Annotated in this window: 27 protein-coding genes and 1 pseudogene; 12 read left to right on the top strand and 16 right to left on the bottom strand. The window is 42.0% G+C overall.

Going from position 1 to position 23,672, the window contains the following annotated elements; all coding sequences use genetic code 11:
* Positions 1 to 61: 61 nt before the first annotated feature.
* Together F986_RS12175 and F986_RS12170 are read right to left on the bottom strand one after the other, a co-directional pair.
* Positions 62 to 676, bottom strand: coding sequence for a LysE family translocator (locus tag F986_RS12175; protein WP_004695497.1), 615 nt, complete (start codon positions 674 to 676; stop codon positions 62 to 64).
* Positions 677 to 757: 81 nt separating this feature from the next.
* Positions 758 to 1,243: a DUF1289 domain-containing protein gene (locus F986_RS12170; protein WP_004695495.1), complete on the bottom strand. Its 486-nt coding sequence runs from the start codon at positions 1,241 to 1,243 to the stop codon at positions 758 to 760.
* Between the two features lie 180 nt (positions 1,244 to 1,423).
* Here F986_RS12170 and trhO point away from each other — a divergent pair, with 180 nt between their 5' ends.
* The 4 genes from trhO to F986_RS12150 all read left to right on the top strand — a co-directional run bounded on the left by trhO (position 1,424) and on the right by F986_RS12150 (position 3,999).
* Positions 1,424 to 2,356: an oxygen-dependent tRNA uridine(34) hydroxylase TrhO gene (gene trhO, locus F986_RS12165; RefSeq protein ID WP_004695493.1), complete on the top strand. Its 933-nt coding sequence runs from the start codon at positions 1,424 to 1,426 to the stop codon at positions 2,354 to 2,356.
* A 214-nt stretch (positions 2,357 to 2,570) separates the two neighbouring features.
* A complete protein-coding gene (locus tag F986_RS12160; protein ID WP_004695491.1) occupies positions 2,571 to 2,870 on the top strand; it encodes a hypothetical protein in 300 nt (99 codons plus the stop codon).
* A 78-nt stretch (positions 2,871 to 2,948) separates the two neighbouring features.
* Entirely contained in the window at positions 2,949 to 3,563 is a 615-nt protein-coding gene (locus F986_RS12155; RefSeq protein ID WP_026056455.1) for a DedA family protein, read from the top strand.
* Between the two features lie 22 nt (positions 3,564 to 3,585).
* The gene (locus F986_RS12150; RefSeq protein ID WP_004695488.1) at positions 3,586 to 3,999 is read left to right on the top strand and encodes an ABZJ_00895 family protein; all 414 of its coding nucleotides are present in this window, start codon (positions 3,586 to 3,588) and stop codon (positions 3,997 to 3,999) included.
* A gap of 63 nt (positions 4,000 to 4,062) precedes the next feature.
* Here F986_RS12150 and F986_RS12145 read toward each other — a convergent pair whose 3' ends face one another.
* Positions 4,063 to 4,956, bottom strand: a complete 894-nt coding sequence (locus F986_RS12145; protein WP_004695486.1) for a LysR family transcriptional regulator — start codon at positions 4,954 to 4,956, stop codon at positions 4,063 to 4,065.
* 103 nt (positions 4,957 to 5,059) lie between these two features.
* Between F986_RS12145 and F986_RS12140 the strand changes: the two genes are divergently transcribed.
* Positions 5,060 to 5,662: a LysE family translocator gene (locus F986_RS12140; protein ID WP_004695484.1), complete on the top strand. Its 603-nt coding sequence runs from the start codon at positions 5,060 to 5,062 to the stop codon at positions 5,660 to 5,662.
* A gap of 117 nt (positions 5,663 to 5,779) precedes the next feature.
* Here the strand turns inward: F986_RS12140 and F986_RS12135 are convergent, their stop codons facing one another.
* On the bottom strand, positions 5,780 to 6,304 hold the full coding sequence (locus tag F986_RS12135) for a YecA/YgfB family protein (RefSeq protein ID WP_004695482.1): 525 nt from the start codon (positions 6,302 to 6,304) through the stop codon (positions 5,780 to 5,782).
* Between the two features lie 70 nt (positions 6,305 to 6,374).
* The gene (locus F986_RS12130) at positions 6,375 to 6,584 is read right to left on the bottom strand and encodes a PA3496 family putative envelope integrity protein (protein ID WP_004695480.1); all 210 of its coding nucleotides are present in this window, start codon (positions 6,582 to 6,584) and stop codon (positions 6,375 to 6,377) included.
* A gap of 434 nt (positions 6,585 to 7,018) precedes the next feature.
* Here F986_RS12130 and rpoD point away from each other — a divergent pair, with 434 nt between their 5' ends.
* From rpoD to F986_RS12100, 6 genes are all read left to right on the top strand, one after another.
* Entirely contained in the window at positions 7,019 to 8,905 is a 1,887-nt protein-coding gene (rpoD, locus tag F986_RS12125; protein ID WP_004695479.1) for an RNA polymerase sigma factor RpoD, read from the top strand.
* Positions 8,906 to 9,027: 122 nt separating this feature from the next.
* A complete protein-coding gene (locus tag F986_RS12120; protein WP_010327321.1) occupies positions 9,028 to 9,315 on the top strand; it encodes a YbeD family protein in 288 nt (95 codons plus the stop codon).
* 162 nt (positions 9,316 to 9,477) lie between these two features.
* On the top strand, positions 9,478 to 10,137 hold the full coding sequence (gene lipB / locus F986_RS12115; protein WP_004695476.1) for a lipoyl(octanoyl) transferase LipB: 660 nt from the start codon (positions 9,478 to 9,480) through the stop codon (positions 10,135 to 10,137).
* 132 nt (positions 10,138 to 10,269) lie between these two features.
* Positions 10,270 to 10,749 (top strand): hypothetical protein, encoded by a 480-nt coding sequence (locus tag F986_RS12110; RefSeq protein ID WP_373863461.1) that lies wholly within the window; start codon positions 10,270 to 10,272, stop codon positions 10,747 to 10,749.
* Between the two features lies 1 nt (position 10,750).
* Positions 10,751 to 11,935 carry an iron-containing alcohol dehydrogenase gene (locus F986_RS12105; protein WP_004695474.1) on the top strand — a complete coding sequence of 395 codons (1,185 nt, stop codon included), beginning with the start codon at positions 10,751 to 10,753 and terminating at the stop codon, positions 11,933 to 11,935.
* Positions 11,936 to 12,200: 265 nt separating this feature from the next.
* Entirely contained in the window at positions 12,201 to 13,595 is a 1,395-nt protein-coding gene (locus F986_RS12100) for an APC family permease (protein ID WP_004695470.1), read from the top strand.
* Between the two features lie 65 nt (positions 13,596 to 13,660).
* Here the strand turns inward: F986_RS12100 and F986_RS12095 are convergent, their stop codons facing one another.
* Both F986_RS12095 and F986_RS12090 read right to left on the bottom strand, forming a co-directional pair.
* Positions 13,661 to 14,215: a flavodoxin family protein gene (locus F986_RS12095; protein ID WP_004695468.1), complete on the bottom strand. Its 555-nt coding sequence runs from the start codon at positions 14,213 to 14,215 to the stop codon at positions 13,661 to 13,663.
* Between the two features lie 74 nt (positions 14,216 to 14,289).
* Positions 14,290 to 15,072, bottom strand: a complete 783-nt coding sequence (locus F986_RS12090; RefSeq protein ID WP_004695465.1) for an SDR family NAD(P)-dependent oxidoreductase — start codon at positions 15,070 to 15,072, stop codon at positions 14,290 to 14,292.
* Between the two features lie 115 nt (positions 15,073 to 15,187).
* Here F986_RS12090 and F986_RS12085 point away from each other — a divergent pair, with 115 nt between their 5' ends.
* Complete coding sequence (locus F986_RS12085) at positions 15,188 to 15,574, top strand: winged helix-turn-helix transcriptional regulator (protein WP_004695464.1); 387 nt, start codon at positions 15,188 to 15,190, stop codon at positions 15,572 to 15,574.
* Positions 15,575 to 15,598: 24 nt separating this feature from the next.
* Here F986_RS12085 and F986_RS12080 read toward each other — a convergent pair whose 3' ends face one another.
* The 9 genes and pseudogenes from F986_RS12080 to F986_RS18605 all read right to left on the bottom strand — a co-directional run.
* On the bottom strand, positions 15,599 to 16,078 hold the full coding sequence (locus tag F986_RS12080; RefSeq protein WP_004695461.1) for a tRNA (cytidine(34)-2'-O)-methyltransferase: 480 nt from the start codon (positions 16,076 to 16,078) through the stop codon (positions 15,599 to 15,601).
* A gap of 32 nt (positions 16,079 to 16,110) precedes the next feature.
* The gene (gene cysG / locus F986_RS12075) at positions 16,111 to 17,487 is read right to left on the bottom strand and encodes a siroheme synthase CysG (protein WP_004695459.1); all 1,377 of its coding nucleotides are present in this window, start codon (positions 17,485 to 17,487) and stop codon (positions 16,111 to 16,113) included.
* Positions 17,488 to 17,563: 76 nt separating this feature from the next.
* Positions 17,564 to 18,835, bottom strand: a complete 1,272-nt coding sequence (gene serS, locus F986_RS12070; protein WP_004695457.1) for a serine--tRNA ligase — start codon at positions 18,833 to 18,835, stop codon at positions 17,564 to 17,566.
* Positions 18,836 to 18,935: 100 nt separating this feature from the next.
* Positions 18,936 to 19,706: an RsiV family protein gene (locus F986_RS12065; protein WP_004695455.1), complete on the bottom strand. Its 771-nt coding sequence runs from the start codon at positions 19,704 to 19,706 to the stop codon at positions 18,936 to 18,938.
* Positions 19,707 to 19,879: 173 nt separating this feature from the next.
* Entirely contained in the window at positions 19,880 to 20,578 is a 699-nt protein-coding gene (gene lolA, locus F986_RS12060) for an outer membrane lipoprotein periplasmic chaperone LolA (RefSeq protein WP_004695452.1), read from the bottom strand.
* Between the two features lie 220 nt (positions 20,579 to 20,798).
* The gene (locus F986_RS12055; RefSeq protein WP_004695450.1) at positions 20,799 to 21,545 is read right to left on the bottom strand and encodes a collagen-like triple helix repeat-containing protein; all 747 of its coding nucleotides are present in this window, start codon (positions 21,543 to 21,545) and stop codon (positions 20,799 to 20,801) included.
* A 62-nt stretch (positions 21,546 to 21,607) separates the two neighbouring features.
* Positions 21,608 to 22,381, bottom strand: coding sequence for an IS21-like element ISAba8 family helper ATPase IstB (gene istB / locus F986_RS12050; protein WP_001053379.1), 774 nt, complete (start codon positions 22,379 to 22,381; stop codon positions 21,608 to 21,610).
* On the bottom strand, positions 22,381 to 23,400 hold the full coding sequence (gene istA, locus F986_RS12045) for an IS21-like element ISAba8 family transposase (RefSeq protein WP_004694821.1): 1,020 nt from the start codon (positions 23,398 to 23,400) through the stop codon (positions 22,381 to 22,383). The genes istB and istA overlap by 1 nt, the downstream gene beginning before the upstream one ends.
* Before the next feature lie 71 nt (positions 23,401 to 23,471).
* Positions 23,472 to 23,672: pseudogene (locus tag F986_RS18605) on the bottom strand (collagen-like protein); the annotation flags it as partial.

Here is a 23,672-nt window from a genome sequence, read left to right as displayed (position 1 = left end):
TTTTAGGCTCCTAATCAAAAAGCCTCCATATTGGAGGCTTTTTGATGCAATACCATCAGCATCAAACAAAGACAGTATAAATACCATAGAGCGCAATTGTGACCAATATCGCACCACAAACGCCTAACAACTTATTGTACAAAGCGGACTGCGAAAGTTTATTAAAACCCAAATAAACCAAAGACAACGTGCTGAAGTCTAGAATAATCCAGAGAATGGTCAACAGTACAAGACTGATATCGACATCACTGGTTACTTCAATAAACTGTGGGAAAAATGAGGCAAAGAAAATAATATCCTTCGGATTCGAAATACCCACCAAGAAACCTTGCTTAAAGCCCCCCTGCACCGCCTTTAGTTGCACAGGCGATGTTTCTGTTCCTTGAGCAATGGCTTCTTTTAAAATTTGAAAACCAAGATAGGCAATATATACGCAGCCTAAAATCTTAATCGCATTTAACCAATGCTCTGCAATGTTTAAAAAGCCTTTTAAGATAAGTACAGACAATACAATAAGAACCAAAGAGGCTAAATTCGTCCCAAAAATGGTTTTTAAGACTTGCTTATACCCACCTTTTAGACCTGCACTAGCAACCAACAACATCACTGGGCCAGGTGTTGTAATCATGACCACCACAGCCGTACAGTACAACGCCAGTTCAAATACATTCACCATCGAAAAACCCTTTCCCCCAGTCACTCTCGCAAATAGCTTAGGTATGCGGAGTATTCTTTTTCTATATCAAACCAAGAGGACTTATTCGTCCTCTTCCATATGAATGAGATGTTGTCGAATTGCATCAGCACGCAAAAATGCCAAATCATAACTGGCGGTAGCAAGTGCCAAAACACGGCGTTCAAACTCTTGCCAAATCGGTTTCACTTGCTGCGCTTGAATACCTAAACCACTTTCTTCGGTAAAGTTCTTATTTTTTTCACAGATTTTTAACGCATGATAAAGCTTCCGCCCTTTGGATGCATCGGGACGCAAACGAACGCGTTTAGATAAAACAAAAGCTTCTACCTGCTGCACATCAGCCAAAGGCAGCATTGGCACTAAAATTTGATCTAATTGCGCATCTAAGCGTTGCCAAACTGAACGATGCTGCTCCGAAGTGTAGGTGTTCCACTGAATCACTTCATGATTAAAACGACGACAACCACGACACACAGAATCACCAAATACCGTTGAACAACGCCCAGCACAAGGGGTCAAAGAGGCAATTCGACGATCTGTACTCAAAACATACTCCTGTTAATAAACGCACCAAAACAAAACGGATTTTGTCTTTGGCAACTGAATATACACGCTCACCTACCACTTGAGAAGCCATTTAAAATGTTTACTTATCTCGCATCTTGATTCAATTCCATGTAAAATGTGCGCCTTAAAATTATCTATCAAAATACATTGGAGTACTCCATGAACGCTACTGTAGAACAGCTTGCACCTGTAGAACAGCAAGCGACGACTGGTTGGGTTGTTGCCGCACTTTATCAATTCAAAGAAGTTCAAGATCCTGCTGATCTTCAACAACGTCTTTTAGACTTGGTAAAAACCATCAACCTATGTGGTACTCTGATTGTAGCGGGCGAAGGCATTAATGGTACGGTTGCAGGCGACCGTGCCGCGATCGATATGATTCATCAATTCCTTCTGAATGAGGGTTTTAAAGAAATGGAATACAAAGAGTCTGACAGTGCAGACAAACCATTTCGTAAAATGAAGATTAAACTTAAAAAAGAGATCGTGACTTTAGGCGTTGAAGTAAAGCCACGTGATTTAGTCGGTCACTACCTTGACCCGAAAGAATGGAATGACCTGATTGCTCGTGACGATGTCATTTTGATCGATACTCGTAATGACTATGAATACAAAGCCGGAACATTTAAGGGTGCTATTGACCCTAAAACAGAAAGTTTCCGCGAATTTCCAGAGTACGTTAAGCAAAACCTTGAACAGCACAAAGATAAAAAAATTGCGATGTTCTGTACAGGTGGTATCCGTTGTGAAAAATCAACCTCCCTTCTTCTTCAAGAAGGTTTCAACGAGGTTTATCACTTAAAAGGCGGCATCTTAAAATACTTAGAAGAAACCCCTGCTGAACAAAGCATGTGGGAAGGCGAATGTTTCGTTTTTGATGGTCGTACTGCGGTCACTCATGGTGTTGAAGAAGGCCTTAACATTAAGTGTCATGCTTGTGGTTGGCCACTTCTTCCTGCTGAAGCAGAAGAAGCTAGCTATGAACATGGTGTGTCATGCAAATACTGTATCGACAACACCACAGAAAAACAAAAAGAAGGCTTCCGTATGCGCCAGTCGCAGATTGCTGCGGCTAAACGTAAACGCCTTTAAAATCATTCAGATGATTTAGTTCAAGAATAAGCCCTCATTTGAGGGCTTATTTTTTTATCCAGTTCGCGTTTTTTAAAAATATTTAACAATTTTGTCACAACATTGAACTCAATCTGAGTCATACTGTATAAATAATAAGCTAAAGTGGTGTCCTGTAGGTCTCCACATAACAATAAAAATGACATGCCTAAACGACGAAAATAGGATGATTGCCATGCATAAAATAATCATGCCCCGCCATCGCACATTGATTCGCAATGCCGCAGCAAACCGTATCGAGCAATATCACAATACCAGCTTCAACGAAATCAAAAGCAAGCTTGAACAACGCACGCATTTGTTTATTGTGGTTTTGGGCATGTTGATTGGTTCAAGTATCGCGCTCGGCATTGGTTACCATTTAAGCTCAAATCTCTTAAATTATACGTTGCTCAGTTTAATCCCGATTGCGTTGGCCTATAGCTTACGTAAAGTCTATATTCACACCCTGACCCACACTCGTTTCGACGAATAGAAAACAATACATTTCAATTCTTTACCCACATGCGATAAGTCCTTAAGATAACTTATCGCATTTATTTTTATGGTCTATATGAACCTCACTGCATGGATCATCTCCGTCATGGAACAATTGGGTTATTGGGGAATAGCCTTACTCATGTTTCTTGATAATGTTTTTCCGCCCATTCCTTCTGAAATTATCATGCCTTCTGCAGGTTATGCCGCATCACAAGGTGAGTTGGTTTTAATTGGGGTCATTATTGCAGGATGTATTGGTTCACTCTTTGCCGCAGCAGTGCTGTATTGGATCGGCTATCAATTTAAACAAGAGTACATTTTCAGATGGGTCGACCGCTATGGTAAATATCTATTTATCAAATCCGCTGATGTGAAAAAATCCTTAGATTGGTTTGAGCAGTATGGTCACCGTATTGTATTTTTTGGTCGCATGATTCCTGCAGTGCGTTCACTGATTAGTATCCCTGCGGGGATGAGCCGTATGCCCTTTTGGAAGTTCATGTTTTATAGTGGACTCGGTACAATTATTTGGACAACATTTTTAGCAACAGTCGGTTATTACTTTGGTGAAAACCAAGCACTGATGCATCAAATTTTTAGCAAAGTCGGTTATGTCATTATTGCCATTGTCGCTGTGATTATCCTTTGGTTTTTATACCGCAGGCATTTGCGTAAAACACGCAGCTAATTTATTTATTTTGGGGAAATACATGAAACACTATTTACTGCATTTTGCGGCGGTATATAGCATTGCTTTGGTGCTGTTAATCACCGTACTGGTCTTTGGTCTAAACCTTGGCGGTTTAACCTTAATTCCGACCTTAGTAGCTTGTGCACTGATTAGTGTCGGACACTTTGTGAAAAAAGAACACCGAGTTCCAAACAATCATGAAAAAATTCAACTGGTTTGGGGTTCAAGTGCTGTCGCAATTATCATCGGTAGTTTCTTTGTGCTGTTTTTAGTACTAATGAATCCTAATGCTGAAGCCATTATGAAATCAGTCGATAATGCTGGTATTGGACTCACCGCTGTCGTTATGCTATGTATGGTCGCGATTCATGGCGCTATTTTTCATATTGCCTATGGTTGGTACGCAGACTATTGTTTTAAAAAGTTGCCATAAAAAAGCACCTCGTTTGAGGTGTTTTTTTATGCTCGATAGATAGCGATCAAATACCGCACGTCATTAGTGCTTTTGATCGGGAAGTGCCATTAACTTTGTTTGGCTAGCCCTCATTTCTTCAATCAACCAATCTTTAAAAATGACCTTATGCGGATCATCCTCAAAAGGAGATGCGGAAAGTAAATAATAAGCAGAGCCGTCTTGCACAATAGGGCTAAGCATATCTAACATTTGAAAATCGAGCTCTTTTTCAACCATATAAGCTGAAACTACTGTTGCACCCAACCCTGCTAAAGAGGCCTCTATGCACAAATAGAAATGTTCCAACGCTACTTTTTGAAAGTGCTTAAACTGCGCTTTATATGCATCCTTAAATTGTGTCCAAATTTTAGGTCGCGAACTGGAAATAAACAGTTGAGACATCGGGGCTAAATGCTTATGACGCGATACACAAACCATATGCTCATCCGCCATTTTTTCACTATAAATGGCCTTGCCCCAGTCAAAATCATTACGCCTTAAGGCTAAGTCGATGTTTTGCGCTTTAAAATCCGCTTCTCCACCACCTGTTAACAAACTGATATCAATCTCAGGGTAACGCAGCTTAAATTGAACCAAGCGCGGAATCAGCCATTTCATGGCGATGGTCGGCTCACAGGATAAGATTAAGGTCTTCTTCTCATTCTTCTTTTCTTTTGCCATCTGTACGAGACATTGGTCAATCTGAGGAAAGACCTGCTCACAACAATCAAACAGTGTTAGACCATCCCCCGTCAGCTGTAACTTTTTGCCGTCGCGAATAAATAAACGACGTCCCAGTGCCTCTTCCAAATTTTTTAACTGCTTACTGACCGCCCCTTGAGTGACAAAGAGTTTTTCAGCAGCGACGGTTACACTGTCATAGCGAGCGACATAATAAAAAAACTTAAGAGAATTCAGTGATAAGCGCTCAATCATTCCAAAAACTCATCAAAAGGAAAGAATTAAAATCGATTTTCACTATAGCAAATATATGAAAAATATATAAATCCTTTAATTCAACCCGAACAAGGATCAATGAGTGAATGAAATTATAGCAATTGCCATCATCACCCTACTTGCAGTCATCAGTCCCGGTGCTGACTTCGCTTTGGTCAGCCGAAATAGTTATCTATATGGGCGTAAACAAGGGATCTATACCGCATATGGTATTGCTTGTGCTGTATGGATCCACATTAGCTATAGCGTACTGGGGCTCAGCTTCTTAAAGCACTACATTCCAAACCTATTGCATATCATTCAATATATTGGCGCACTGTATCTGATGTATATCGGGTACAAAACATTTACCCATCAGCAAATTAGTGACCATGCCACTCATACTTTACTGGATCCACATCAAGCATTTATACAAGGTTTTCTTGGCAACAGTTTGAATCCCAAAACTACACTATTTGTGATGAGCATCTTTGCACAGTTACTGCGAGGCAATCATGGTCTAATGCATTTAATTGGTTATGGCGTGTTTATCTCGGTCAGTCATCTGCTGTGGTTTTTGCTCATTTCACTATTCTGCTCTACCCCAGTGATCCGAAATAAAATTTTACGCAAACAAGTGAGTATTAACCGTGTCATCGGTACCGTACTCGCAACTTTAGGACTTTGCTTATTTCTCACAAATTAAGCATGAGTGGTACCTGCGTTTAAACACTAAAATTTGGGCATAAAAAAACGTCCTCTAGGGACGTTTTTTTATTTGCTTACTAATGCCTGCGTCGCTGATGTCACGACACAAGAACAATTATGCTGGCGTATGATACATGAGATAAAGTTCGTTTAAGTTCTCTGGAATTTCTTCTGCAAGCTCATCCATTAACTGACCGTTACGGCGGAAAGTTTCCATTTGCGGATCTTCTTCGTCAATCCCACTAAATACCATAATTGGTAAAGTAAGATCGACCAGTTGCTCTTCAAACTCAGGCGTGAACCATGCATCTTCATTGAGGAACATTGCATCGACAAAACCAACGCTCCAATCCCCTAGACTTGACTCAACATCTGCCTCTTCAATTTCAAAAGGAAATTCAATCCCTTCTTCATTGGCAAGGTTTTGACGAATAGACTCAAGCCAAGCTTTCACTTGCGCGATGATCTCGGCAGGCACTTTCTTTTGATTATTATCAAAAAGTTCATCCAACCATTTTGCAAAAGTAGGACCAACTGCAATTGCACACAAGAAACCATGAGTCGCTGCAAAATCTAGACCATACTCATTTTGGTCACCATCTAGATATTCACTCAATAAGTCTAAATCTAAAGCACTCATTTCAAATCCAAATTCAGAAACTGATTAGGGCATTAGCATAGCATTTTCAGACACGATGCTACATCTGATTTTAGTCTTCTTCGTCGTCAAAACCGTCGTCATCGTCGATGTCGTAATCAAAATCTTTAAGCTCACGTTCCAAACGGCGCTGTGCAAGAAGGTCATCAATCAGGCGACGTTTTTCTAATGATTCTTTCGCACTAATTTTACTTGATGACTCATCAAAATTAACATCATCATCAGCGTAGTTATCATCTAGTTCAAAATCTGTAGAAGACACTAAAACTACCTCATAGTGAAAAAATGTGAAGGGTCTTAGCCGCTATTTATATGGGTTCCAGAACCTTGTCAAGTTTTATTTGAATTTAGAGCAATTAATTTGATTTTTAGTCTTTATTTCTAACCAATTTTTATGGCATGATATAATCCACCCTGCGTCTTTGTAGTTTACGACTTTAAAATGGTCACATAAAATCCAAATTGTTCAGATTTCAAATTTGGGTTTTGAACTTGAGCACGCTCGGGATGAACTTGAAAACAACAAATTCACCCCCATCTAAATCACTGAATTTATATTTTTAATATTTTATCAGGCAGCTTTTGGCTGACTATCCCTGATGGAATACGCAGTTATTTACAAATAAGTTTATGAAGCGAATTGTGCCCAGATGCACAATTTTCCACTGCCACAGATTCAACGAAGAGTAAGCAAAGATGAGCGATATGACTTCCCCTACTTCACAAGTAGCGGCTCTGATTAGCCGAGGCAAAGAGCAAGGTTACCTAACTTACGCTGAGGTTAACGATCATCTCCCAGACTCGATCACTGAAAGCGAACAGATTGAAGACATTATTCAAATGCTTCAAGACGTCGGTATTCCTGTGCACGAACGTGCGCCTGAATCTGATGATGCAATGTTTGAGGGTGGTAATGAAGCTGCCGATGAAGTTGCTGAAGAAGAAGCCGCTGCTGTTCTTGCCTCTGTAGAAAATGAGCCTGGTCGTACCACTGACCCTGTCCGCATGTATATGCGTGAAATGGGTACTGTTGAACTGTTGACGCGCGAAGGCGAAATCAGTATTGCAAAACGTATTGAAGAAGGGATTCGTGACGTTCTTCACTCGATTGCTTACTGGCCAAATGCGGTTGAAGTGGTATTACAAGAATACAAAGATTATGAAGCAGGCGAACGTCGCCTTGCGGATATCCTTTCAGGTTATTTAGACCCTGAAACCGATGAAGCGATTCCAGAAGTCCTTGAAGAAGAGGCTGAAATTGATGAAGAAGATGATTCTTCAACCAAGTCTACCAAAGATGTGAAATTGGATGATGACGAGGAAGAAGAAGAGTCTGAAAGTGATGATGATTCTGAAGGTGAATCTGGCCCAGATCCTGAAATTGCCAAAGCGCGCTTTGACGAACTGACTGCGGCTTGGAAAAACACCCGAACCATCATCGAGAAACATGGTCGGTCAAGCAAAGAAGCAGAAGACGCTTTAGAATCACTTGCAACTGTATTTATGATGTTCAAATTTACACCACGTTTATTTGACATTATTTCAGAAATGATTCGTGGTACACATGAACAAATCCGTACCTCTGAACGTGAAGTAATGCGCTATGCAGTACGTCGTGGTCGTATGGATCGTACTCAATTCCGTACCTCTTTCCCAGGTCAAGAGTCAAACTTTGCTTGGTTAGATGAACAAATTGCGAAAGCTTCGCCAGACCAAAAAGGCTATCTTGAAAAAGTACGCCCTGACGTTTTAGCGTTCCAACAAAAAATTGCAGACATTGAAAAAGATTTGGACCTTGATGTTAAAGGCATCAAAGAGATTTCAAAACGTATGGCTGTAGGCGAAGCGAAAGCACGCCGCGCGAAAAAAGAAATGGTTGAAGCGAATTTACGTTTGGTCATTTCGATTGCGAAAAAATACACCAACCGTGGCTTACAATTCTTGGACTTGATCCAAGAAGGTAACATTGGTTTGATGAAAGCTGTAGACAAGTTTGAATACCGTCGTGGTTATAAGTTCTCAACTTATGCAACGTGGTGGATTCGTCAGGCCATTACTCGTTCGATTGCCGACCAAGCGCGTACCATTCGTATTCCAGTACACATGATCGAAACCATTAACAAGATCAACCGTGTATCACGCCAACTTCTGCAAGAAATGGGCCGTGAACCAACACCTGAAGAACTAGGTGAACGTCTGGAAATGGACGAAGTTAAAGTGCGTAAAGTGCTGAAAATCGCTAAAGAACCAATTTCGATGGAAACACCGATTGGCGATGATGAAGATTCACATTTGGGTGACTTCATTGAAGACAGCAACATCACTTCACCTGTCGATGCTGCAACGTCTGAAGGCTTAAAAGAAGCAACGCGTGAAGTTCTTGAAAACTTGACTGAACGTGAAGCGAAAGTCTTGAAAATGCGTTTTGGTATCGACATGCCAACGGACCATACTTTAGAAGAAGTAGGTAAACAGTTTGACGTGACGCGCGAACGTATTCGTCAGATTGAAGCGAAAGCACTGCGTAAATTACGTCACCCTTCTCGCTCTGAACATTTACGTTCATTCCTAGAAAACGACTAATTGATACCGATACATTGGAGACTTGAAATTTAATCACGAGTCTCCATTAAGTATTTAAGAGCAACACCTAACGCCTGCAGTTTCGCAGGCGTTTGAAATAAGGGGGACTGACGCTCATGACTATGTTAGACCGTACACCATCACGTGAATTACAAGAACATCTTTGGGTATTCCCTATGGACTACCCAATCAAACTCATTGGCTTTGCCAGCACTGAGTTACATGTTGCAGTGGTTGAAATTCTAGTCAAACATTTTCCAGAGTTTGATGGTGAGTCGATCCAAGTCCAGCCATCACGCACAGGTAAATACCATTCTTTAACTGCCCAATTGCGTTTTGAAGAATTAGAACAAGTTCATCAACTGTATGCAGACCTTGCGGCTTGTCCGTTAATTAAAACGGCGCTGTAATTCAAATGATGTATCAATGAGACACGCTTACGAGCGTGTTTTTTTGTGCCTAAATTTTTGATCTATTGAATTCAGCTTATTCACTGAAGAAATCCCCCTACGCTCTAGATCTTTTCTTTATAATTTCAGACATACTTTTTGTTTTATAAGGACGCAAGTGCCGTGTCAGATGCCGTTCTCAAACCACAACTCATTATTCGCCAGTTTGATAATTTAACTTCATATGCTGACCGCTTTGTAGAAATGAAAGCACTGACTGAACAACGAGATGCAGACACACCAGATGAACTTTGGATTTTGCAACATCATGACGTGCTCACCCAAGGTCAAGCTGGAAAACCTGAACACATCCTCATGAGCAGCAACATTCCCGTGGTACAAACGGATCGCGGGGGGCAAATCACTTGGCATGGTCCTGGTCAGTTGGTGGCCTATTTTATGTTTGACCTCAATCGACTTGGTTGGAACGTCCGCACCTTGGTGTCTTATGCTGAAAACCTAATGATTGAGTTACTCAAAAAATATGAGATTGAAGCCTATGCCAAACCTGATGCCCCCGGCGTGTATGTCGATGGACGCAAGATTGGCTCATTGGGTTTCAAAATTCGTAAAGGGCGAAGTTATCACGGTTTATCCTTAAACATTGACTGTGACTTATTTGGGTTTCATACCATTAATCCATGCGGCTATGCGGGCTTAGAAATGGTGCGTATCTCAGACCTCAAATCAGACTACCCGCGTTTTGAAAACTTATGTGCTGACATTATTGAAACTTTACAGCACAGCGGTTACTTTAAAGAAGTTCAAGTACAGCATATATAAAGGCTTTGCTTTTCATGGAAAAATAAATTAGAGTATTTACTCTAAACTAATAATTATTTTTAGAAAGGACAACAGCGAGTGATTAACGTAAATTCAGTGAAACCCGCTCTGCAATTGACCTATGTCAAACTTATGATGGATGTGATTGGCCGAGGATTGGTCATGGCCAGCCAAGTCGATAGTGAAATTCAGCAAGAAGTTGCCAAATTTCCAGCCAATTTCACCTTATCGATGAATGTCTTTCCAAACGGCCCGGCTTTTTTAGCCAAAGTGACCGAAGACCATCAACTTGAACTGCTGACACCTGGCAGCCTAAAAGCAGATTTAACGATTACTTTTAAACATTTAAGTCATGCCTTTTTAGTATTTTCATTTCAAGAAAGTACAGCACAAGCATTTGCACATGATCGTATGATCGCAGATGGCGATATTTCCTATGCAATTCGCCTCGTCCGCTGTCTAAATAAAATGGAATCCTTGATTTTGCCAAAAATGGTTGCAGAACTTGCCGTCAAAGAATACCCAACTGAATTGGGCTTAAAAGAAAAACTCACTGGTGCTGCAAATATTTATCTCAAAGTAGCCCAATCATATTTAAAACGGAGTGCATAACATGGCGAAGCCTTATTACGAATTTTTCTGTCCTGTAAAAGTGATCGCTGGTCATGCTGCTTTAGAACACATTCCGTTTGAACTGGCAACATTAGGCGCAACCCGACCTTTAATCATTACCGACAAAGGTGTACGTGCCAATAACTTACTGGCACCCATTGAAGCAGCATTTGAGTCTACCGATGCGGTAATTGGCGCAATTTTTGATGATGTTCCACCCGATTCAAGCTTAGAGACAGTACGTAAAGCGGCCAATTTATATCGTGAACACCAGTGCGATGCGATTATTGCTGTCGGTGGTGGATCGGTGATTGATACCTCGAAAGCCACCAATATTTTGGTGTCTGAAGGTGGTGATGACTTACTGAAATACTCTGGGGCACACAACCTACCTAAACCACTCAAACCCTTTTTTGTGATCCCAACTACATCAGGTACAGGGTCTGAAGTCACCATGGTTGCGGTGGTGTCTGATCCAGAGAAAAATGTCAAACTGCCTTTCGCATCATACTATTTAATGCCGCATGCTGCGATTCTCGATCCACGTATGACTCAAACCTTGCCACCGCACTTAACCGCGATGACTGCAATGGATGCCATGACCCATGCCGTCGAAGCCTATACATGCATGGCACACAATCCCATTTCAGATGCTTATGCTACAGCTGCAATTAAAAAAGTCAGCAATCATTTGTTTAATGTGCTGGATAATCCAAGCGATGCCAACGGCCGCTTAGAATTGGCTCAAGCTTCGACCATGGCTGGCATTGCATTTTCAAACTCGATGGTGGGCCTTGTACACTCACTTGGACATGCCTTAGGTGCAGTTGCACACTTGCCGCATGGACTATGCATGAACCTGTTCCTCCCTTATGTCCTTGAATTTAACAAGGAAGTGAATGGTGACAAGGTTGCAGAGCTCCTGTTACCACTTGCAGGGCCAGACATTTATGCGCAGACTCCTGCCCACTTACGTGCAGACAAAGCCATCAGCACATTACTCACCATGCGTGATCGCTTATTTACCCTAACCAAGTTACCCCGTACCTTGAGAGAAACAGGAAAAGTGACCTTAGAACAACTGGATGAGGTGGCAGAAAAGGCCCTCAACGATGGTTCAATCATTTACAATCCGAAAGAAGCCAGCTTAAAAGATTTAAAAGCAATTTTAGAAAAAGCTTGGTAATTCATAAAAAATCAGCCAATATAGCGACAATCTTAGCCTGATGCTTTTTTAAACATCGGGCTTTTATTTGCCATAAGGAATAATGCTTTCCTTATACCTATTGGCATAAAAACTGCTAAAAAATCTGAAAAAGTTACTGACAAAAGCGGCCAAATTAATGTAGATTGGCGCACTTTTGAAATTAAACACAGGGGGGATCGTTCGTCTCAAACGATCCTTATTAAACATGACTGATCCTTGATCAACGATTAAGAGGATAACGCCGTTGACTAATATTTCTGGGACTCAATCGGCAGCTAAACTGCAAAAAACGCTAGGTCTCTGGCACATCATTATTATTGGTTTAGCTTATATTCAACCAATGACATTATTTGATACTTTCGGTTTAGTATCAGAAGAAAGTCATTATCATGTACCAACGTCATATATCATTGCTTTAATTGCAATTTTATTCACGTCGATCAGTTATGGTCACATGATTCGTCGCTACCCTTCCTCGGGTTCAGCCTATACCTATGCGCAAAAGTCCATCCATCCGAATGTCGGATTTATGGTCGGTTGGTCATCATGGTTAGACTATTTATTGTCTCCAATGGTCAACATCATTCTTGCCGTGATTTACCTTGAAGCCTTATTCCCTGATGTAAACCATTGGGTCTGGGTGGTTGGTTTAACTGCATTTATGACCGCGGTCAACTTACGTGGTGCACGCTTCGTTGCAAACTTTAATGGTTTGATCGTTTTTGTACAGTTAGGTGTGATTGCTTACTTCACGTGGATGGTTTACAGCTTACTTGCTGGTGGCGTCAACGCAGATGGTACTTTGGTCAATGCAAAATATCAGTTATGGAGTTTAGAGCCATTTTGGAATGAGCTTACTTCACTGGGTGCCCTGATTACAGGTGCAACTTTGCTGTGCTTCTCATTCACAGGTTTTGACTCGCTCAGCTCGCTGGCAGAAGAAACAAAAGATACCGAGAAAACACTACCTAAAGCGATTTTCTTAACGGCACTCTTGGCTGGTGTGATCTTTATTATCAGCACCTACTTCATGCAGATTTACTTCCCGAACGATCCAAAGACTTACTTTGAAGATGTTGCTGCAACACAGCCTGACATTTTACAAGCCGTCGGTGGCGTTGCGTTTAAAACGGTGGTGTTGTACTTTGCAATTGTGACTGTTATGGCATCAGGTATTTCGGCACATGCAGGCGTTTCACGCTTAATGTATGTGATGGGCCGCGATGGCGTGATTAACAAGAAGATTTTTGGTCATATTAGCCCGAAAAGCTTCACACCGTCTTATAACATTCTCATTGTAGGTGCTGTAGCATTAACCGCTGGCTTCATGGACTTAGACATCGTTATTTCGATGATCAGCTTCGGTGCATTAACTGCATTTACCTTTGTAAACTTATCGGTGATTTCAAGATATGCACTGCGTGATGGCCGCACAAAGAATATTAAAGATATCTTTAGCTTTGTGATAATTCCAATGTGTGGATTCCTCAGTATCTTTGCCATGTGGCTAGAGATTGAAGAAACCGCGTTGAAATTCGGTTTATGGTGGGCAATGTTTGGTATTTTATACTTAGGTTATAAAACCAAAGGCTTTAAGCAACCTGCACCACAACATAATGAATTTGACGATCCGCTCTAATCTTTCATTCAAAAAGAAAAAGACGCCAAGTGCGTCTTTTTCTTTTTTAAACTAGAGCTAAAAAACTAGCCCTTAAATTGTTTAGTCATTTTAGCAATACGTTGTGCATAGGCTTTTGTGGTTTCGAGATCCCCTGCTGGGATTTCATCCGTACTTGCATCCGATGGTGATTGCACCAACAACCCTACAGAACCACCCAAATTATTTACATCTTGACGGGTTGCCGCTTTACTATTGGCAGGCAATAAACCCAAGCTTACCCAAATACCGCCATGCTGCGATGCAAGTGTTTGTAGTTGAATTAAGGTCACTTGCTTATCACCATTTAAGCTTGCGCTATTGGTAAAGCCACCGAAAATTTTATCTTGCCATGCGCGAGTAAACCATTTTTTTGAAGATGCATCGGCAAACTTTTTAAATTGCCACGGCGCAGCGCCCATATAAGTTGGTGCACCAAATACAATTGCATCAGATTGATCCAGTGTCAGCCAATCTTGCTCTGGAATGTCTCCATTTGGGTCAATCTCCACCAAATTTGCACCAATTTCTTGCGCAAAAGTTTGTGCAATCACTTTGGTATGTCCATAGCCTGAATAAAAAACCACTGAAATATTCGACATTTTAGTTTCCTCTTTTGAATTAGTTGATTGGCATCGCTGCGTCAATCATGATGCTGTGCCACGTATGAAATATCTTAAACACTTGCCTGATCGGGCTTAAGTTTCACATAACTTGCAACTTCATCGCTTAGGCCCTGCTTCAACTGCTGGGTCTTTTCACCGACCAAAACTTCATACGCATTTTGCTCGATGCCTTGAAAGATTTCTTGAGCTACTGTTTCTGGCGCAATCTTCGGAATGGGTAATGAACGAGTCAGATCGGTGTCAATAAAACCCACATGCACCCCCATGACCTGAATATTAAATTGAGACAACCACTGACGACTTGAGTTGGTATAGGACCATGCTGCTGCCTTGGAAATGGCATAACTGGTCAAAACAGTGCTTGTCTCCCATGACACATCCGATAGAATGTTGACCACATAAGCCTGTTGGTTCTTTTGCAAAATTGGTGAAAAAATTTGCGTCACCCGCATCAAACCCAATAAATTGGTTTCTAAAATTTTCTGTGTGGTCGCAACAATGTTGGCTGCAACAGGATGGTCATTCAACAGTGCAATACCTGCATTGTTCACGAGAACGGTAGTATCGGCACATTGTTCTGCTGCAAAGCGAATCGACTGTTCATCATTTACATCCAGTTGAATCGGGATAAGCCCCTCTTCCTGAAAGCTGCCTATCTGGCGCATACCCACATAAATCTTTTTAGCGCCCTGACGACGTGCCTCCCGAGCGATGGCAAGCCCCAACCCACGATTCGCGCCCGTAATAAAAACAACAGCCTCTGAAACTTTCATCATGTGATCCATCCAACTGCCAGTATCTTGCGAAAGCGTAGTCTGATGACAGCGCTGCATTAAGTCTGTACTCATGATACACTTATGAAACCTAGTATCAATTAGTTACTACTTGGTAACTGGTCTGATTGATTGTTTCAAATGAAGATAGAACTTAAAAGGAGCATGATTAGAAATGAATAAGCCAATGAAATTTAATATTTTTCATCCAGATTGTCCTGCTCGTCTTTTTTTTGAAAAATTTGCAGACAAGTGGATTTTATTGATTGTGTATACGCTGGATCAAGAGTCGCAACATTTTAATGAGCTCAAGAAAAATGTTTTAGGTATTTCCCCTAAAGTGCTGTCACAAAAATTAAAGATCTTAGAGCGCGATGGTTTTTTGACGCGAACCATTCATGAAGATAACGTGATTCGAGTGGAATATGCGTTAACCGAGATTGGCAAAGACTTTGCTCAAAATGCCTATCAAATGAAAGATTGGGTCGAAGCCAATATGCTTAAAGTTTTAAAATCCAGAGCTGGATTCGATCAAAAGCTAGAAAAAACAGAGCCCGCTTAAGCGGGCTCTGTTACAGCAATTTGATTAGGCTAAAGGCTTAAAACCCTGCTGACGCCATGCTTCATACACAACCACGGCGGTCGCATTGGATAAATTCAAACTGCGCGAGTTTTCAGCCATAGGTAGACGAATCCAATGCTCTTTTGGAAACAACATACGAATCTGCTCAGGCAGACCACGCGTCTCAGGTCCCATGAGTAAAGCCACGGGGCGATTCAAATCCGAAGTATGCGGCGTTTCCGTTCCTTTGGTGGTTAGAGGATAAATCGCGTTTATATCGACACCTTTTAGGGCTAAATTTGCTAAACACTCATCGAATGTTTCCCAAATTTGCATGCGCGCCCACTCATGGTAGTCCAAACCTGCACGTTTAAGTTTTTTATCATCCAGTTCAAAGCCGAGAGGCTTAACCAAATGCAGCTGCGCTCCAGTATTGGCACATAAACGAATGATATTGCCTGTGTTTGCAGGAATTTCGGGCTCGTATAAAACAACATGGATCACAGCTTTTCTCTACTCTTTCAATATGGCAAAAGTTAATCTTGCCATTGTAATTGTTCACGTAAGCTCACCACATCACCAATAATGGTCAATGTAGGCGCTTGAATATGATTTTCTTCAACTTTTGATGCAATATCCGCTAAGGTCCCGACCAACACTTTTTGTTCTGGCGTGGTACCTTTCGAGATCAAAGCAACGGGCATGTCTGGGCGCTGCCCATGCTCAATTAACTTTTCACAAATTTTCTCTAAACCAACCAAGCCCATGTACAGCACAAGTGTTTGATTTTGATAAACCAACTCATCCCACGGTAACTCAGGCGAACCTTCTTTTAAATGCCCCGTAAGGAAACGTACGCTTTGCGCATAATCGCGATGTGTCAACGGAATGCCTGCATAAGCCGAACAACCCGACGCGGCAGTAATCCCTGGCACTACTTGAAATGGCACACCAGCGGCAAAAAGTTCTTGAATTTCTTCACCACCACGACCAAAGATGAAAGGATCGCCGCCTTTTAAACGGCAAACACGTTGACCTTTTGAGGCAAATTCTACCAACAAAGCATTGATGCCTTCTTGCGGAACAGCATGGTTAGAACGGGCTTTACCTACATAAATTTTTGTTGCATCTCGGCGGCAGAGTTCCATAATCGCGGCGGAAACCAAACGATCATAGATCACCACATCAGCTTGTTGCATCAAACGCAATGCTTTAAGGGTCAGCAACTCAGGATCACCTGGACCTGCACCAACCAAATACACTTCACCTTTCGGGGTTTTCCACTCCAACAGTGCCTGTTCGATTAAACGATCCGCTTCTGTAAGATTGTCATGAAAAACCTGTTCTTTCAGCGGACTTGCATATAAGTCTTCCCAAAAAACACGGCGCTCATCAGGATTAGAAATCTTCGCTTTCACCGCTGCACGCCATTTTCCTGAAAACTCAGCCAGCTTACCCATCCCATGTGGAATACTGGTTTCAAGTTGGGTTCGAATTTGGCGAGATAAGACGGGGGATGTACCATTGCTGGCCACTGAAATCACCAAAGGCGAACGATCGACAATGGCAGGAACCATAAAGCGGCAATGCGGTGGATCATCCACACTGTTGACCAGTATTTTCAGCGCTTCACAGTCCTCAAAGACTTGAGTATTCACCGCATAATCATCTGTTGCAGCAATCACTAAACGATAGTCATTGAGTTGAATCTGCGCAGGATATAACGCTTGGATATATTGCCCTTGGCTTTCTTCAACCAGTTGCAATAAATTTGCATCAATATCAGGAGCAATGATATGAATCACCGCTCCTGCTTTATGTAACAACACTGCCTTACGGTAAGCAATATGCCCACCACCGACAATCAGACAAGGTTGCTGTTGCAACTTTAAAGAGATTGGAAAAATATCCACACACGACCTCAATGAGTTTTATCTGACTGTCTTAAAGCAATTATTGTGCACAAAACTGTGCAGTACATCGACTTTATTAGTCAATGTACTCAGCGCCGCCCATATAAGGACGAAGCACGGTCGGAATTTCAATCGAACCATCAGCACGTTGGTAGTTTTCCATGACCGCAAGTAAAGTACGGCCCACAGCCAAACCTGAACCATTCAGCGTATGTACAAATTCAGTTTTCTTTTGGTCTGCACGGTAGCGTGCTTTCATACGACGCGCTTGGAAGTCACCCATGTTTGAACATGAAGAAATTTCGCGGTACGTATTTTGACTTGGTACCCAAACTTCAAGGTCGTAAGTTTTAGTTGCACCAAAGCCCATATCACCACCACAAAGAATGATCTTACGGTACGGTAAACCAAGTGCTTTCAAGATCCCTTCAGCATGACCTGTAAGCTCTTCAAGTGCTTGCATTGAGTCTTCTGGTTTAACAATTTGCACCATTTCAACTTTGTCGAATTGATGCTGACGAATCAAGCCACGCGTATCACGACCATACGAACCCGCTTCACTACGGAAACATGGGGTATGCGCAGCATATTTCAGTGGTAAACGGTCTGCATCAATGATTTCATCACGCACGAAGTTGGTTACAGGCACTTCCGCAGTTGGAATAAGGTAATACTCTTTTTCACCTTGTAATTTGAATAAATCTTCTTCAAATTTAGGCAATTGGCCTGTACCACGGAGTGAGTCAGCATTGACTAAATACGGCACATAAGCTTCGGTATAACCATTTTCCAAAGTATGCGTATTCAACATGAACTGGGTAATCGCACGTTGTAAACGAGCAAGTGGCCCTTTGAGCACGCTGAAACGAGAACCTGTCAATTTGGTCGCAGTTTCAAACTCAAGACCACCCATCCACTCACCTAAGTCAGTGTGGTCTTTAATTTCGAAGTCAAACGTACGCGGGGTACCCCATGTGAGGATTTCCACGTTATCGCTTTCGTCTTTTCCTTCAGGAACAGACTCATCTGGCAAGTTTGGAATGCTGAGTGATTTCGCTTCGAGTTCAGCTTGTAACTCAGACAAAGCGACTTCTGCAGCTTTGATTTCATCACCAATCGCTGACATACGCGTCATAATTTCAGATGCATCACCACCAGCTTTTTTAATTTGGCCAACTTGTTTTGCACCCGAATTACGTTCAGCCTGAAGAGATTCAGTTTTGGATTGAATCTCTTTACGGCGAGCTTCTAGTGATGCCCATTCTTCAACATTCAGTTGTACACCACGTTTTGCTAAGGCTAAATTTACAGCCTCAATATTATTTCTGAGTAATTTCGGGTCGATCATAGCCAATCTTTTGCAAAGAAAAAAACTGGCTATAGTGTAAGCGCTTCAGGCCGAAAAATACAGTCACGCGATCACTAGCTGTGGCTTATTACAGCAATTTTCATGGCTTTTCTTTGCTCGCTTTTTCTCGTTCAGCTGCATAATCGACAAAACTTGGCAAATATTCCGCCTTAATTAAGCCGCTGGCTTGTTGATACGGTAAAACCAATTCAGACATCCCTTCTGCATAAGATGCTAATTCATATAAGGGATAGACAAATACCACACCTTTGGCACTCATATAATAATTATCGGTCAGCTTCAATTGCTCGCGTGAAATATTATGATCGGACAGCCACATGCTATTGGCACTATACAATGCATCTAATAATTGCGATTCAGTCTTGTCCACCACAATGTCACTCAGCGCAACCCGTTTTTTCGTTGCCAAATCTAAGGTGATGTATTCATTGTGATACATGCCATGTGCGGCACGCGCTGGGTAGTGATAATACATCAAGACAAAATCAGCATATTTGCCACGCTGCGCCACATAACGGACATCAGACAAAGTTTCACTGAGCATGTTTTCATCAATCTGTGGCTTAGCCTGCTTCGAGCTTTCAAACGCCACAGGATTGGCTTTTTTCATCCGCTCATCAAAATATTGATTGATCCATGGAACATTAGTTTCCAAGCTGTACAGTTTGTATTGGGTACATCCTTCCTCATCACAAGCAATAGAATGCGCCAATTGTAATGGTCGAACTTTTGCCTCTATCAATGGCAAGGTCTGCGCGACTTGAGCTGGTTTAGTTGTCTCTTCACTTTTTGCAGCATTACTGTCATTTCGTGGCTGACATGCGCTGAGCAATCCCGCGCACAACATCATTGCGAAGACAGATCCAATTTTATTGTTATGAAGTAATATCATGATTTACCCGCAGTTAAGTATTCAATAGCACAGACTATACAAAGCACAGCCATAACTTCCCACCACGTTATGTAACTGAACGTGACCCAATAAAAAACCACCCGAAGGTGGTTTTAAACAACAGACTCATTTTATTGGTCAATAATGTCTGTGCCTTTAGGCGGAGTAAAATTAAAGGTTGAAGCTGGGATATTGGTATTTACCTTGGTGTTATTAAAACGCACATAGGTTGTTTGTCCTAAAGAATCTTCTAAGATCATTAGCGTCGGCGCATTTTTCGCACCAAAACTGATCGTTAAACTTTGAAACGCACCATCATCGCTTTTTGGGTACAGGGTATAGTAAGTTTTGCTCTGATTTGGTTGCGTAATACGGTATGACTTACGAATCTGTTCCGTATTCCCTGACAATAATAGTGCAGGGGTATTCGCCACCTGTTCATCTAAAGTCTGACGAACTGCTTGCTGTAAGTCTGGATCATAAATCCAAACCGTTTTGCCCGAAGTCACAATGGTTTGTTTTGCAGGGCTTGTAGTTTCCCAATAGAATTTCCCTGGACGCTCAACTTTCATCACCCCTTTAAAGGTCTGATTCATGTGCTGGGCAGATAAACCTTGTTTCTTCGGTGCTTTAGATGAATTTGTGACTTTGGTGGTTTGCTCAAAGTTAGAACTGATACTTTGAATACCACTCAACTGTTTCACTAAACTCGTCGTCGCTTGTTGCTCCGATGCTGCAACCGGAGCTGCAAATACTGTACTGCTCATAACAGGGCCAAGTGTTACTACCCCCACTGTCATTGCATATAAAGTCTTACGAAGCATTTTCATAATCTCACCTTTTATAATTTGCGCAGTCGCAATTCGTTAGATGAGCTATCTTAAATCAAATTTTATGGCTAATAATTGAGAATATAAGAAGATTTGTATATTTATTGGTGCTTAATGTTGTGAAATATCCATCATGATGAAGATAAGATGTGCTCTTTACATATAGAAAAGCCTCTGAATATGCAGAGGCTTTTCTAACTAAGGTTAAGAATTATCACTGTCATTTCCATTGCCAACCAATTGCTGCACCTGCACCGAAGTCTCCTTCACTATTGGTTGTCACAGCTACTTTGTATACATATTTGTTACTTTCAGTCATACCACTGAGACCAAAAGCATAACCTTGCTCACCTTCCCATGTACCCACACCGGCACTAAACATGTTATAGCCAGCATCTGTCGGTTGCGGTAAAGATGCTATTGCGATACTTGATGCCACTGCTGCATAGGTTCGATCTTCAAGTTTTCGCATGTCTCGGTTCAAGGCATTTACACGACTATCAGTATAAGCATTCGCTTGGTTAAGGGTTTGTTGCCCAACTTGGTTTACATAAGTTTTTGCTTCATTCAGGATGTAGGTGTCAGCAGCATCCATTACTTCTTTAGAGATCCCATTGGTACCGTTTGTACCTTTAAGGCTGGCCAACCATTGAGTAATGCTACCGTCAAAGCCATTACCAACTGCAACGTCATAAGCACTAAAGCCTGTTGCGCCAGTCATCCCAGTATTACCCATATCGCCTTTTAAGCTCGCGAGCCATTCGGTGATGCTACCGTCAAAACCATTAACTTGCGCAACTTGATAAGCATTATATCCTGTTGCTCCAGTGTCACCTTTCACACCTTGGATACCTTGCTCGCCTTGTGCTCCTGTATCACCTTTCAAGCCTTGGAGGCCTTGTTCACCTTGTGCTCCAGTATCGCCTTTCACACCCTGAAGACCTTGTTCGCCTTGTGTCAACGGCATTCTAAAATTGACCCCTTTTACCTTTCAAATGGCAAAGTAAAATTGACCCCTTTGATCGCGTATTAAGTTTCAACCTGGGGCTGAATCCCAATTCTTTTTTTATCCTTCAAACGATAACTCTCACCCGATATCTGTACCACATGACAGTGATGTAATAGCCGATCTAACATCGCAGCGGTCAACGTAACATCATCCGCAAATGACTTAGACCATTGGCTAAAGGGTAAGTTACTCGTCAATATCGTACTGCCTTTTTCATAACGCTTGGCAATCACATTAAAGAACAAATTCGCTTCTTCACGTCCAAACGGTAAATAACCAATTTCATCGATAATCAGTAACTTTGGTCCCAGTACCGCACGCTGCATATAGGTTTTCAATTTACCTTGCTGATAGGCTGTACTCAGTTGCAGCATTAAATCCGCTGCGGTAATGAACTTGATCTTAATGTTGTTCATGATGGCCTTATAGCCTAATGCCATAGATAAATGCGTTTTTCCTACTCCGCTAGCCCCGAGAAATACCACATTTTCTGCTCTAGCAATAAAGCTCAGATTGAACAGTTCAATCACCTGTGATTTAGGGGCCCCTAGGGCATAATTAAAATCATAGTCTTCCAGGGTTTTGACTTGAGGTAGGCCTGAGAGTTTCATCAGTACCTGCTGACTGCGCTGTTGCCTGGCAGCATATTCATGCGTCAAGATCGCTTCAACAAAGTCGGCATAACTTCCATCCTGACCTAATGTTTGTTGTGCATGATGTGACCATTGTGATGCGATGGCAGGCAGATTGAGCTTTTGGCAAAGTTGCTCTATACGGTCGTATTGCAGATTCATCAGGAAACTCCCAGCAACTGGTCATATACCGATAAGGGATGCTGCAAACTCTCGTAGGGCATGACATGCTCTGCTGCTGCAACAGGTACAGTGCTGGAACCTGTATCTGATTGCGGTAATGGCGTAAATTTTTGCTGCTCCTGTTGCAGTCGAACAGCCGGTTTTTCTTGCGTGGTGGCATGAATCCGCTGATTGGCGGTTTCATGCAGCCACCGGCCAATGTGGGCATTGGCGACATCAACATCTAACAGTAAACCCGAAGTCTTCAGGCTTGCTTTCAATGGCACAATAAAGCTTGATTTGAGGTATCCATTAAAGCGTTCAACTTTGCCTTTGGTCTGTGCACGGTAGGGCTTACATACGCGGGGACGAAAGCTGTATTTCTTGGCGCAGTCGAGCAGTTTGGGGTTCCATTTATGCTGCCCCTCCTGATAGGCATCCCGTTCAATCATGATCGTTTTAGCGTTATCAAACAGGATTTCCTGAGGTACTCCTGCAAAGAACTGAAATGCATTTTCTAGACCATCGATCCATGCATCGGTACGTTCATGATCATAAAATTTCACGAAAGTCGCTCTGGAATACCCTAATGTTGCGACAAAGGCTTTTAAAGTCGTGTTGTTGCGTCGAATTGTCGTGAAATCTACCTGCATTTGTTGGCCAGGTTGGGTTTCAAAACGAATGATCGGTTCCGGTTTGGCAACTGGTTTTAATGTTGCAAGATATTCCCTCAAGATCCTGATCTTTCCTGGATATCCCAACCTTAAAATTTCCTGGTAGAGCACGACAGCAGGAATCCATTCAGGATGAGCTGCATTTACACGATGGAGTAAATAGGGTTTATATGGGTCAAGGATACTTATTCTAGGCTGTATACGCTGATACTGAGGTGTGGTGTTTTGCCGTAAATATTTACGTACGGTATTTCTGGACACCCCCAGTTCACGACTAATGGCTTTAATAGATTTACATTGTTGATGAAGTATTTGGATTGTCACTGCTTGCTCCAAAGTTAACATGTTGAGCAGTCCAAAATGACCGCTATATTAACCAAGGGGGTCAGTTTTTAAATGCCATTAGGGGGTCATTTTTACACTGCCGCTAACACTTGTGCTCCAGTATCACCTTTTACACCTTGGATACCTTGCTCGCCCTGTAAACCTTGGAGGTCTTGCTCGCCCTGTAAACCTTGGAGGCCTTGCTCACCTTGCGCTCCAGTATCACCTTTTACACCTTGGATACCTTGCTCACCCTGTAAACCTTGGAGACCTTGTTCACCTTGTGCTCCAGT

This window comes from Acinetobacter johnsonii CIP 64.6, assembly GCF_000368045.1.
Classification (GTDB): Bacteria; Pseudomonadota; Gammaproteobacteria; order Pseudomonadales; family Moraxellaceae; genus Acinetobacter; species Acinetobacter johnsonii.
The sequence above is the reverse complement of the archived record's forward strand: the minus strand, read 5'-3'. Positions and strand labels throughout refer to the sequence as shown.